Origin of the sequence: Paenibacillus sp. PvR098, from assembly GCF_017833255.1 — a bacterium.
Classification (GTDB): Bacteria; Bacillota; Bacilli; order Paenibacillales; family NBRC-103111; genus Paenibacillus_G.
The window spans coordinates 3,861,453-3,875,655 of record NZ_JAFIBU010000001.1 but is presented as its reverse complement, the minus strand read 5'-3'; the positions used below and the strand labels follow the sequence as shown (position 1 = coordinate 3,875,655).

The following is a 14,203-nucleotide window of genomic DNA, read 5'->3' as shown; positions in this document are numbered from 1 at the left end:
AGGCTATGGGGTATGGAGTACAGGTAGATTCGGCAGAACGAAGGCTGAAGCCATTCAAACCGAAGCGTCGAATATATGGATAACCGGATAAGTCGATACAGTATGAAGCTAGGGAAATGCGGGTCAGCATGAAGTATCTTCGTCAGAAGCAGCAAGCACGAGAGCTGCTCCAAAGTGAAGAAGGATACAAGCTTTCCGTTCGTCGTATGATTGAACCCGAGAGTGTGTTTGGACAAATGAAAAGCAACCGGAGCTTCCGGCGTTTCCTGCTTCGCGGCTTGCCTAAAGTGAGCCTGGAGGTCGGGTGGCTTTCCCTTGCCCATAATCTACTCACATGGGCAACAACGAAGGAAAAAGAGCGAGTATGGGTGGGAATCTGACCACCAAACTCGCTCTTTTTCACTCAATCGTTGGCTTATTTGTAAACTATGGTTGTTTCTCAGTAGTTTTGATACTACTTATGAGACAGCCCCTTCCTTTTTATCTGAATATCATGATTAAAGGCTGAACTGCCATACGTCCTCTTATCGAATAGGCACCGTATTTACCCTACCATCCGGCAGTAAAATCACTCTGCTTGAAGCCGATTCGATTTCCTGCAAGGCCCAGTGTCCTTCCGGCACATCCGGCCAGCTGGATGACAACAGAACTTCGGATACCGGACGTTCAAACAAGCGGTTTAGCACCTTCACGGCTTCTGCGCGGTTCAGCTCCTGATCCGGGAGAAAGGCACCATCCGGGTAGCCCTGCAAAATCCCGGATGCACTGGCTCGCGTAACGGACTGGAATGCCCAATGACCATCCATATCGCGATAGCTGCTTACCGGGGTATCGCCTGCCTTGGCCGCAGACAGCAGTCTGCTTGCAATAGTAGCTATTTCCCCGCGGCTGACAGCGTCATCCGGACGGAACATACCGTTTGTGTCGCCGACCATGAGCCCGGAACGCTGAATATGGGCGATCGCATCCGCCGCCCAGTGCGACGCAGGGACATCAGGGTAACCGGCTGCAGCTGCCTGTTCTTCCTGTGTCGATAACGAAGCGCTGTCCCCGGACGCCTTCTGGGTCAGTACGCGATTTAGAATCATTGCCAGCTCCGCACGCGTGATCGCTTGCGAAGGACGGAAGGTCCCATCCGGATAGCCCGAGAGGTAAGGCTCAATGGCCTCAGACGCCTCTGTTCCATTCTTCTGAATGATTGTAAATGTACTGAACTTGTTGATTTCAATAGCAATACCGACCAGCTTGCCTTCGGCATCATAACGGATTTCTCCTTGCGAAAGCGCCTTGTCGCCATCGCTGTGCTCGATATAAACTGCCAGCTCCGATAATATTTTTTGGGCTGCAGCTTCATTCTCAGGCAGCGTCAAGTTATTCAGCGGTAATATGAGCTCTGTCGTGTATCCCGAGTAATTCGTTTCAATCTTGACCGGTTGTCCGATAATGGCGACCGGTTGACCTCCTGCCGCGTTTTGCACCAGCTCAGCGGCCTGAACGCGCGATGTAACCTCGCTGCGCTCGGCGTCGGAGCGACTCGGAACAACCCGGAAATAAGCATCTTTTCCATCTTTACTTAGCTGCTGCAGCGAAGCTGCCGATAGAGCGAGCTGCGCTTCAGGAAGTACGATTTGCAGCGACATACCGCCGTTTGCAAGCAAGGTCACGGTATCGGCGTTTAAGCTTACAATCCGCTCATCCGCAGGTGCATCAGGCACGTCAGTCACATAGATACGAGCGATGCCGTCCTGGTTCTGAACCGCTTTTTCCAGTAGGATGCGCGCTTTTTCGGCATTCAGCGTCACCGTATCGAGTGTCCTTCCATCTTCCGTACGGGTCCGAACGATTGAGGTTTGATCCGTCCAGGCTCCGGTACCGCCTGAAATCGTCGTTTGACGCACGTTCTGGGCCGGCTCTTGAGAATAATTCTCCTCTACATACTCCACATCGATGGAGTAAGTCTGAGAGGCGGTTAGATCAGCGGATTCGACACTCACGATAATCGTATTATCTCCCAAATCGAGATCAGGCGTGAATCTGCCGCCGCCCTTCAAAGATACCCCTTGGACCGTCACAATGGCTTGCGGGTCATTAGCGATCGCCGTTACCGTCGCATTACTGTAAGGAGTTGTTCCAAGGGCACTGTAGTTAAGCTTATAAGGTGTAAAGGGGCTATTCAAAACTGGATTCACCTGCAAGCTCGCCAGTAAAGGCGGCTGTATAGGCAACACCTGCTGACGCAGCACGGAAACGGTATACGTGAGTGTTGTGCCGTCCTGCGCACTTACCTCGACCGCAAATGTTTGTGCATCCTTGTTAAACGGAATGGATAGAGCAGAACCTTTCGTCACGGCTTGACCATCGATGCGAATCGTTGCATCGGATTGTTCCGTAACAGGCAAAAGCGTAAAGGCTTCTGTCGCATAAGGCACGAGCACTTGATAATTCAATGCAGCCGGATTAAAGGAGGGTACCAGCTTCGCTCCGTCCGCAGCCAGTCCCAGCTGCTGCAGCTGCGCGTTACTGCTTTGTTCCCGCCATACGGTGATCTGGTAGCTGCGCGTTTCCGAGCCATCCGGCGAGGTAACCTCCACAGGAATTGGATTCTCTCCAACTTGCAGTTGAATCGTTTGGGAAGCTTGCCCACTCTGGATGGTTTGCCCCTTCACCTGAATACCTGATCCCGCCTTCAACGCGCCTGGCGTCAGGGTAACGGTGTCCACCGCATTGTCCACATAAACGGCATAGGTCTCTTCTGCTCCTGTAAAGGGCTGTGCAGCCAGTTCTTCACCCGTTTGCGTAACCGAGGCGTTATTCAGCTTCAACGTACGCAAGGCCGCCACGCTGGAGCGCATTCCGTCAATTTGCAGCGTGTACAGCTTATCTGCCGCGTTGTCAGAATGAACCCGTATTTGCACGGTACGTCCTGCCGCCGGCACCTCGACATCCACATAACCGCTTGCTGGAAGCTCTTGTCCGTCTACAGTCACCACGGAGGACACAACCATCGGAACCGCGTAGACGCGAACCTTATCCGAGTATGCCAACGCCTGATGCGAGGTCGTGCCGAATTCATAAGGCGCGCTCATCTTCGCGCTTCTTGTCGTCAGTGCCGCAAGATCGCTAGGGTACGTCGGGATCATTCCTGCCGTATCTCGCAGCACCTCAAAGCCATATTCCGTCTTATTGCCAATCTCATCGGATGCCGTAATCGTAATCCGACTCCGATCCGCTTGCGCTCCCCAATCGAGTGGAGCGTAATATACGAAGCGTCCTTCGTCATCGATAGGGACATTTGCTCCATTGATGTCAAGCTTCGCTCCGGCGTCCGTTTGACCGGTAATATAAACCTTGCTGTCACCTGTAACCGTACCGTTCAAGGAAAGGGGATTACCTTGCGGATCATCGCCGCCGGACGCGATCAGCAGCGGGCCGGTGCGATCAATAAACAGCTTGCGGTACGCCAGGCTGCGGTCACCGCGAGCATTGACCGCTTCGATCAGCAGATTGTACTCCCGCTCTTTCATCGCACTTACGTTAAGCAGCTCATGCAGCTTAAATGCGTAAGTCCCGCCCGTCGATACTTGTTGATTGCTAAGCTGCTGCCCATTAACAGACAGTACAAGCGTTGCGCCTTGATCTGAGGTTACCTGCAGGGAAGCCTGCTCAGCCGCAGTAAGCAGCAGCGTTTCCTCACTTCCGTCCAATGCCGTATAGGCGCGTTCAATGACCGCATGCGAGCCCGCGTCAAGCGACATCGCCAAAACAGCCGGCTGAGGAACAGGAAGCTCCGTTGTCACGCTCGCGGATACAGGACTCAATACCAAACGTCCCTGCTCTTGTCCGATAGCCGATACGGCAAAGGTATAGGAAGCCCCGGAAGACAATCCGGAAACAACCGCATACTGCGAATTCCCCGACTGCGGGGCAAAGTCCATGATCGGAGCGGCAGCTTCGCCGTCAGCGCCTCCGCTGACCCATATCCGATACGCCGTTACATTTCCCGATAGGGAAGAAAAACGCAGCGACACTTCTCCGTTGCCTGTAGAAAGCACCTCCGGCTGCTCCGGCGCATGGAGCGTATACGGAGCGGTCACCTCAACCGTTCCTTCCGCAATCGCGTACACTGGGGCATTATCGGCGCTTACGCTCGCCACGGACACATCATAAGTCCCGGGCATCTTCGAAGCGGGAATGTCGATAGTTGCGCTGCCGGAAGCAGACAAACCATCGGCGATCACTTCTCCGATATACTGATCCGCGCTGTCCGTAAGCATCACCGTCACTTCCGCATCAGGCGCCGCATTCTCCATCGACCAAGTCACTTGAATACGGTTTTCCGCTCCGGGAACATGCGATACAGACGCCTTGAGCGCAGGCAACGGGATAAGCTTCTGGATTTGTAGATCCACCTTTTTCGCGTTTTGGATCGTCCATTTGCCCGCAGGCGCGTTCAACAGCGAGACGTAGAGCGTATCCCGCCCGTCATTCGCCGGGTTTGGCGTGTCAATCTGCGTCTGCTGGAACGGATCTCCGCTCAAGCCTGTACTCGGCACCCGGTCTGCCGCCGGCTGTAGGTAGGCATTGCCGTTTGGAGCATCAAAGCTCAAGGCATACGGAGTGCCATCCGGGGCGGTAATCACCGTGTTAGCATCTCCACCGCTGACCGTCAGCATATAGTTTCCGTTTTCCGCCAATTCAAAGAATTTGGTAAAGCGCCCTTCCATCAGCAGCGGCTTAATCGATTTGAGCTTCCTGCTGGACTTGTAGGCAACGACACTCGTAAAGCTGCTGCCTACCGCCTTCCACTGCCCGCTCAGATCGTCCCCGTTAAGCAGAATGGTCAGTTTCTGCTGCACTTCGTCATAAATGGCATTCATGCCGGACTGATTCGGATCAAACTGCAGGCTATACAGCTCGCCGCTTGGCGCATATAGCCTAGTCTGCGCGTCTGCCCCGTAAATCTCAACGATGGCCTGTTTATTGAATGTGCTGCTCATTTGAAATGCCGTAGGGTAGGCTTGGGTTTGCACCCATTGCGCGACTTCGCCGATCGTCGCCTGCGACGGCACGCTGTTCAAAGCCACCGTAGGGCTGGTGCCTGCGCTGATGATCCAGGTTCCCGCCTCCACCGCATTGAGCAGCGCGTACAGATTGCCGTTTGCATCTCGATAGGCGTTCCAATCCGGCTGATTCTGCGCCGTTTGCAGGCTGTAAGGCCGTCCGTCCGGTTTGTAAACAATAACTTCGCCCTGCGCAGCACCAATCTTCAGTACATAGGCTCCGCGCTCCTCCATTGTAAGCGATGTAACCGACCGCTCAGGGGTTTGCTTCCATAGCTCCGCCAACTTAGCCAGCGTCAGCGATTCGTTCGCAAACAATAGTTCATTTACACTGATACGGCTGCTGCCGCTAAATACAAGCTTCCAGTTACCCGGATAAAGCGACAAGCGCATGAATGTTGTATCGCCGGCGGCATCATAGAATACTTCCGGCTGCACGATTTGCTCCCGTTGGCCTGAAGCTGCGGGAGCCGTTAGAACGGCAGATCTCTGATCGCCCGTCAAGGCGATAAGCGCGTTGTAAGAACGTGTCACCGCAATACCGGCGGTCAACCGTCCGTTCGAACCGTTTGCTTCCGTTGTCATCAGCGGCGTCTGATCAAGCGCCGTAAGCTGTCCATCGACAATCCGTGCCTTGACGTCTGTTTGCGTTGTATCCTCCGGCTGGAAGGACAAGCTGATCGGCTCTAAAGTAAATACCCGCTTGAACGTATCCGCCGAGGCGATGGTTACCCGCTTGGGGGAATCCGGATTCACCAGGAGCAGTTCTTCCGCCAAATCCAGCCACGGCTCGGCCGCGTCCATAAAGTCGGAGACACTGTTCATGAAGTCCAGACCTTTTTCCCACCACTTTTTCTTCGGAGGCTCGGCCTCCACCTCAAACAAAATCGTATTGTTGCTGAAGGTATACTTCAGATTCGCGCCAACCCCGTTATGTCTGAACGTGCCGTAAATGCCGGTTTCCTTCACACTAAGCACAACATCGCGAACGGTCGCACCGCCGATACGCGGGATCCCTTTTGGAACATAGACGGTTCCTTTAATCACCCCATTGAAGCCCTTATTATTGAAGGAATAAGTGCCGATGGCTCCCTTAACTACTTCGTATATATTGACCTCGCCCTTCGAAGTAAAGCCCGGGGCGGAAAAGCCTTTCATTCCGGCAGCTGCCGGGTTAACCACCGACTGCATGCTCATGTTATTCACAGGCAGCCAGTAATAATACTCAGTTCCACTGGCCTTAAAGCCGTAGGAGGATACATCCATGTTTATCGAATCGGTTCCGATCAGGTTAAACTTATAATCGACCTGCGGGTGCTTCAGCTCAGGCACAATAACATCATTCACTGAGCCGGTAACGCTGAACTTTTGGGGAATTTGCGTTTGTTCGGCGAGCTTGTCGATGCTGCCGTACAAATAATTGACCTGAAGACCGGTAGATGCCAGTTTCATTTTGCGGAACATGCCGAAACTTACGCCATCCAAACGTCCCTGCTTGGTCTTCATATACATATCAAAGCTCAGATCCGTGTTAGGCAAGCTGCCCTTACCGCTAACAGCCATATAAGGAAACCGGGTGTCCACGACAAATTTGGTTTCGCTCGCGTTAAACGGCCCAACCTTAAAGCTGTTATTCATTGTAAACGTACCGGACAGATCAAAGCGGTTATTGCGGAATGTCATATCATTAACCGGTACGGAATCCGTAACCTTCTGACTTCCTGCCTGCAAGCCGATCTGCAGATCTCCCGTCAGGCGCAAACCATCCTTGGCAAAAACAAGCGAGCTCGCCTTTACAGGCATATCGATATTCAAATAATCGGCGGCCTCGCTGCTGTTCAAGGCAATGGAAAAATTATCAGATGAGATGGTGAACGGACCGTCCTGAATGGTGTAGGACAAATTCGAACCCAGCGCTCCGCCGCCATTAACGTATAAGCGTCCCTCTCCGCTAATCGCGGCTTTACCGTTCTCACCGTTCTTGTCCACGACAAGACTGCTGCCCTTGAACATCAGCGACCCATTGATCGTCACCGTTTCGGACGCGTCATTAAGGACATAAACATTCGGTGCCGACGGGTCCTCCGTAAACGGCCCTTGCAGCACCAAGCTGTTCACTTCATTGCTTGCAGACGTGCTCGGCACTTCGACTCTGGCAAAATTGCGCGGCTTATAGAAGTCAAGCGCCGTTACCAACAGCCCTTCCGGGAATACATGATCGTCGTAGAAATCATGCTCCAGGTGTACATTATACTTACCCGGCGGCAATTCACCCGTCCATGTCAGCTCCAGCTGGCGATCATTCAAAATATTGTAGGACAACGCATATGTCGTACCGCTCTGGCTCTGCAGGTAGTAATGAATGCCGTTCAAAGGTTTACGCAGTAAATTAACGACGCTTGTGCCGACTGCGACCAGCCGCTTCTTGTCCTTAACGTGCAGGACCGACGCACCGACGCGGTCATACTGGACATCCGGTGGTGTCATATTCGGATCGTCCTTCATCACAAAACGTTTCGTTACGGTATAGCTTGTTCCGATTTCATTGACGGCATAGCCCCTTATCTCGTACTCCTGCTGCCAGGTAAGACCCTCTAGTGTAACAGTAAAGGTGCCCGTCCCCGTTGAAGCTGAATCCGTATAAGGCACTTGAGTCCAGGGGCCATCTCCCGTCTCCGTAAACAGGCGGTACTCCAACCCTCGCGAGGTGATGGTTCGGGTGCCGTCGTCATAAACATTCGTGATGACGCTGACGGTATCATTGATATGCTGCGGATCATAATTGATTACCGGATCCACATCAAACTTCAGGCCTGGCGCTGTCGGCGGCGAATAGCCGAACACCCATGTTTCGTTCACATTGCCCGCGGGCATAGCACCGACTACGGAACCGAAAACCTTGTCCATAATACTGATTTGACTGCGGTTTCCGCCAAACACGACGAAATTTTTGCCGTCAAAAGCCATGCTGGCATAACTGATTGGAAAAGGCAGCCGATTGGGAACGGTTTGGACATCATAGACCTTCCCGTCATTATCCTTATTGCTTTGATATACGGTTTCCATGGACACTGTGCGCGGATAGAACTCCCATGAACTTCCGGTCCATCCGTATGCCATACTTCCGAACATTGGGGGATACATGCTCGAAGGCAATTTCAAGCCCGGCACCAAGACCGCATTGTACATATGGACATAGTCCCGTGCCCCGCTAAAAACCACGATGCGGCGTCCGTCGTAAGCCATGACCTGTCCCGAGCGGCCATAACCTTCAGGTCCATTCACCGAGCTCCATGTTTGGGCAGCATGATCCCACCTCCACAGCAACGGAGAACTGTCGTCATGGGTATGCGTTTTGGTTTCGTTCGTACCGGTGCTTTGGTAGGTTATCGTTACGGATCCCGTGTTGCCGCCATACAGCACCGCAGTATTCCCGTCATAAGCCATCTGGCCGCCGTAGGCAGCCGGAGGAGACTGGGCCGGCTGTACCTGTGTCCAAGCCGTTCCATCCCACAGCCACGTATCTCCGAGCGGCAACTTCGCGTTTCCACTGCCCGTATAACCGCCGAACAATACAAGCTGCCGGCCATCAAAGGCAAGCTGCGCTCCGGCGCGGGCAGGAGGAGAGGCCGTGAGCCCGGTTACTTGCTCCCATTGGGCAGCCTGGCCGTTCCACAGCCACGTGTCGTTAAGCACGCCGGATTCACCTTCGCCTCCAAAAAGAAGTACTTTTTGGCTGACCGTATCATAAGCCATTACCGCCCCCTTACGTTTAGATGGCTTGGGAGCGGCATTGAGCAGTTCTTCATGCCAGGTTTTCTGGTCTCCGACCCAAATCCATGTATCATCCAGCAGACTGGTATTGCCCTGACCCCCGAACATGACCGCATTGCCTGCGTTCTCGTCGTAAGCCATAGCCGCGGCTTGTCTGGCATCAGGAGCTAAATTAAGCGTTATTCGCTCCCAGGTATAGTCTGTTATCTTGTCACTGGGCACGCTTGCAGAAGTGAACTGCATTTGCTGCGGAGCCGTACCCGCTCCGGCAGCAGGTTCTGCCGGCTGCACCGGTTCGCCGCCATATACTTGTTCCATCACCGTACTGCCGTTTTGCTCCTCCGCAAAAGCGGTGACCAGCCCTCCCTGCAGGAGCGGCATAAGCTGTGTCAAAAGCGTAACAATCAACAGCTTGGCCAGTACAGATTTCCATCGTTTTCGCACCAAAGTATTTCCCTCCGTCTGGTTTCAAAGAATCATACAACCAAAAATTTCCACCCAAAAATCCTTTTTACACGGTTCTACCTCACTCGTCATTCATCACCCTCTCATTTGTCATCATTTAGAGATTTATGTCTTATAAATGTACTATACCTGCCTTCACTGAACCGATTCTGAACATCATGTCAGGTTTAGAAAAAGAGGAGCCTCCCAGCCCGGGGAAGCTCCTCTTTCGGTTATTTCTGAAATTTTTTAGCATGGACCAGCCTCTCTAACCAATCTTTTGTTAGTTTTTCCGGCTTCTTATCTAATTCCATTCGTATGAGGCGGACAAAAAATTCATAATGGCTGCGCAGAGCATTGAAATTGTTGTTCTTCGCGTACGCGGTTAGCAGCATTTCGCAAATTTCTTCCGAATAAGGTTCTTTGTCCTGCAGCCTTAGCAGTCTCTGCACCGCCAGCCTCTCCCGCCCCGTATCCAGCTCATACTGCGCCATAGTAAGCGACAGACTGAGATAGCGATTAAGGAGCTCCTGCCTTTTTGTCGCCGCCCACGAAAAATCATGCTCCTCCAAGTAATCTCCGCTGTACAAATCCAAAATACTTTCGCGGCGTTCCCTGTTATGTTCCGTTATTGCTTCTTCCACCGGGATCGCTTCAAGCAGCTGCACATCGGTCACGATCTCTTCGGCAGACAAACGGTAGCTGTCGAGCGCATACTCCACCGTCGCCCGTACTCCCCACTCCTTCATCAATTTGCGGATTTGATAGATAGAGGTGTGCAAATGAGTCATCGCCTTATCCTGAAGGGAGTTGGGCCATAGTGCCTCTAGAAGCCGATCCTTAGATACCCACTGCCCTTTGTGATGGATTAAGAAAGCAAACAGCTCCTGTGATTTTGTCGTTCTCCATTTATAATGCTTGGCCGTGTCTACGTCATCGTAAAGCGTCAGCCGCTTAAAGCAGCCTACTCGCTTTTCCTTTACAGGCTGAGGCGGTGTCTCGGCCTCGACATTCCGGTGACGGATTGCAGCGGCGAGCCGCTCCACCGTTTTGGCGAAGCGGCTCGGATTAACCGGCTTTAACAAATAATCCAGCGCGTACAGCTCGAAGGCCTCGACCGCGTAATGGGCGTAAGCCGTCACATACACAATACGGATGTCGCCGTTGATCTGCTGAATCCTTTCCGCCGCCTCCAAGCCGTTCATTTCAGGCATATCGATGTCAAGAAAGACGATGCTCGCCCCATGCCGCTCTAGATGCTCCAACCCAGCTTGCGCGGAAATAAATTTCCCTTCGACCTGAATGCGGCCGTCTGCTTCCAGCAGCCGTTCCAGCTGAAGCAGCGCCGGTTTTTCATCATCTATCAAGATGGCCCTCACAAGCATTCACCCCAAATCATTTTTCGCTCCAGGAGACCTTACGGGGGACACTGAAGCTGACCGTTGTACCGTGCTCCCATTCGCTCTCAATCACTAACCCTTTCCCATATAACGTCAACAGCCGCTTATGAATATTCATCAAGCCGACAGAACCGCTTTTATTGCCGTCCGACAAAATAGAGTCCAGCTTATGCTGCGGGATTCCGATTCCATCGTCTTGGACAAGCACCGTAAACCCGTCCTCCGTCCCTTGCACCTTTATCTCGATTAAACCTCCTTTCGCCCTTTGCATCACGCCATGCTTTACTGCATTCTCCACGATCGGCTGGATGCTGAGAGGTGGAATGAGGGCTTGGAGCGATTCATCGACTTCAAATTCGATTTGAAGCCGATCATCGAAACGGGCCTTCTCCAGAAACAGATATGATTTGACCAGCTCCAGTTCGTTCTGCAGCGGCGTCAGCTGATCCCGATTCTGAAAGTCAAAGCTGCTTCGTAAATACTGGCTCAACTCCAACAGCAGATGTACCGCTTGATCCGGATTTATCGGACAGGTCGCAATAATTGTATTTAATGCGTTATATAAGAAATGAGGTTTAATTTGCGCCTGCAGGAAGGCCATCTCTGTCCTGATCGAAGTCTGCACCGACCTGCGAAGCTCCAGCAGAGTCCGAACGCGGGCCCGCAGCTCTATGGCATCTACCGGCTTGCTTAAAAAATCGTTAACCCCGGCTTGAAAGCCCAGCTCGAGATCCTGCGGGCGGCTTCTTGCCGTCAGCATAAGGATCGGCAGATCGGATAATGAAAACCGATCGCGAATTCCCTTGCAGAGCTCAATTCCGGTCATCCCCGGCATCATCCAGTCGGCGATAACCACATCAACGTTGTGGCCCCGAATAAGCGCCTCAAGGGCGTCAGCCCCATTGTCGATGGCCATAATCTCATAATTTTCCACGGATAATAAGCTATTCAGCACCTGCAGGTTGACTGGATCGTCATCCACGATCAACACACAGCCTGCGCCAGTTCCCCTGCTTTCCATCAGAGGCGGCGCCCCAACGGGGGCAAGCTCAAGCGGGGCTTCTTCCTTAACCGGAACGTGTATTTGCCTACGCTCCAGCATGCGGTCCTTCGCAGCCGGCAGAGTAAAATAAAACGTGGAGCCGCGCCCCAGCTCCGAATCTACCCACAGTCTGCCGCCATTAAGTTCAACCAGCTTCTTCGTAATGCTCAAACCCAGACCCGTTCCGCTATACTCGCGGTGAACCGCAGAGCCGCCTTGATCGAAGGACTTGAATATGTCCTCAAATCGCTCCTTCGCAATCCCGATCCCCGTATCCGCAACGGATACCTTGACTTGTCCCCCGAACGCTTCCGCCTTAATCCGTATTTCCCCTTGCCGGGTAAATTTCACGGCATTACCCAGCAAATTATACAAAATTTGCTGCAGCCGCTCCTCATCGGTATCAATCCGCGGCAAATCGGCCGGCCATTCCTTCACGAAGCGAATATCCTTCTTCCCTATCAGGTGTTGGGTGATCTCGAGCACGGAGTGGGCGACAGAATGGAAATCTACCGCATCGCGTTTCAAGACAATGTCTCCGTTCTTCAGCTTGGCAAAATCGATGATATCGTTAATTAACGAAGACAATCGTTTACCGGTGGAGACGATCACTGATAATTGCTTTTTTTGTTCGGGATTGAGCTTTCCCGCCGCGCCTTCAATCATCGATTGTGCCATATTTACGATCCCGTGCAGCGGCGTTCGAAGTTCATGAGAGGTATTCGCCATAAATTCATCCTTTAATCCGTCGAGCGTTAGCAGCTTCTGCGACAGCTGCTCAACTTCCTTGAAGGATTGAGCGGACCGCTTGGCCTGTATCAGAGCCTGTGCTAAAACAAAGAGAAGCAGCTCGTACATCATCACCATGGGACCGGAATCTACACCCAGCAAATACAGGATATTGACCAGGATAATGACTAGAATGCTCTGAAGGCTGACCAACACCCAAAATCCGCTCCCCCCCGTCTGCCGCCAGCTTACGATCAATATGACATATAGCACGTACGTTACACTCGCAAATCCGAAACCGAGGGCCTGCACCTCCCATTGTGTGAAAATCTCTGTCGGGAGAACCGAACCCGACAGCACCAAAAACGATGCGGCAATCGTAAACAGTGGAAGCACCCTGCGATGCGCAGGCAGCGGAACGGTGGCTGCCACATAGCGAAGAAGAAAAAAATAGGCAAATGTCGACGAAATCAGCTGAAGCCGCAGCACGATTTCATACGGTAGCCCGGGCCATATGGCCGCGCCCAGCTTTTCCCCATGGGTAAGCACATAAATCAAGGCAAAAAGACAAAAAAAGGCAAGATGAAATAAGGCTTGGTCCTGCCTGCGCATCCGGTAAAGCAGGTAAAAGTAAATAGCGGGGAGTAAAAAACCCGCGGAGGTCAGCACATCATAAAACAACGCGAACTCCCGGCTTCTCATCACCGATTGCTGGTCCCCAAATTCGATAGGAAAAACCATTCCCCCACCCGATGAATAGGTGAAATTAGAGACCTGTACCACCACTTCCACCGTACTGCCTGAAAGGGCGGCAAACACGGTGTATGGAACGTTATCGGCCCTCTCCTGGTTCGGCGATGAGCCAGGATTGCCGCTGGATCCGACTTCCTGCCCGTTAAGAAACAACCGGTTTGCCATCCGGATATTGGTGGTACGGATTCCGTAAACCTTCTCTTGATCGTTATTTAGATGGATCAGCAGCCGATAAGTGCCAAAGCCGAACGGGCCCCGCTTCCCATCCTCCGATATGTTCTTGTCCCATTTTCCCGGTACAGATATGAAACCTGAAGACTCATGCCGGCCCCCCTTCTGCTGCGGGCGTGATGTGCCTGGCTCCCCCGGGGCAATCCACTGATTCGGGTAAAACTCCCACTCTCCGCGCAGAAGAACAGTACCGTTTGCCGCAAAGTCCCAGTCCGATAAATCAATGGTTCCTGCGGATGCCCGCGGGCTGTCGTGCAGGGAATCCATGTTCTGGATATACCAGCAGACGGGGACAATGATGACTAATAATAAACTGACGATCTTCGTAATCCAATGCTTTTCCACACTGACTCTCCTCAGAAACACCTCTCTGCTAACGAACATAATTCGAGTTATTGGAGCACAATTCCTTTGTAAATCCTTTTCCAATTATCGCTTATTCTCCGTCTCCGTATGTTTTATAATTTATTCCTTCCGTAATATGATCAGGTTTACATACCTATATGTTAGCGGAAATAAACACAGGAAATCCATTGCATGATATGGGCTTGGCCAGCCTTCGATTGCTCATTACTCCGAACTCATGGTAAAAAGCGAATACCCTCTAGGCCGGTTATATGGAGGAAATACTGATATTACACAATACCGGAGTCTGAGCATTATGTTTGCCGGGGGTGGTATTGTTTCTACTACAGCGGACCGGCTTAAGTTTATGAAAGCATTGGCTCAACACGAGATTCTGAAAGAAGAGACTTTTGAAAAGATGAAGG

General features: G+C 52.3%; 3 protein-coding genes and 1 pseudogene. 1 reads left to right on the top strand and 3 read right to left on the bottom strand.

Going from position 1 to position 14,203, the window contains the following annotated elements:
• Nucleotides 1-110 precede the first annotated feature (110 nt).
• Nucleotides 111-380 (top strand): annotated as a pseudogene (locus tag JOE45_RS19135) (transposase); the annotation flags it as partial.
• Between the two features lie 144 nt (nt 381-524).
• Here JOE45_RS19135 and JOE45_RS19130 read toward each other — a convergent pair.
• The 3 genes from JOE45_RS19130 to JOE45_RS19120 all read right to left on the bottom strand — a co-directional run bounded on the left by JOE45_RS19130 (nt 525) and on the right by JOE45_RS19120 (nt 13,778).
• Nucleotides 525-9,278, bottom strand: coding sequence for a cadherin-like beta sandwich domain-containing protein (locus JOE45_RS19130; RefSeq protein ID WP_210022824.1), 8,754 nt, complete (start codon nt 9,276-9,278; stop codon nt 525-527).
• 233 nt (nt 9,279-9,511) lie between these two features.
• Nucleotides 9,512-10,645 (bottom strand): response regulator, encoded by a 1,134-nt coding sequence (locus JOE45_RS19125; protein ID WP_245247075.1) that lies wholly within the window; start codon nt 10,643-10,645, stop codon nt 9,512-9,514.
• Between the two features lie 28 nt (nt 10,646-10,673).
• The gene (locus JOE45_RS19120; RefSeq protein WP_348632560.1) at nt 10,674-13,778 is read right to left on the bottom strand and encodes a hybrid sensor histidine kinase/response regulator; all 3,105 of its coding nucleotides are present in this window, start codon (nt 13,776-13,778) and stop codon (nt 10,674-10,676) included.
• Between the last annotated feature and the right edge of the window lie 425 nt (nt 13,779-14,203).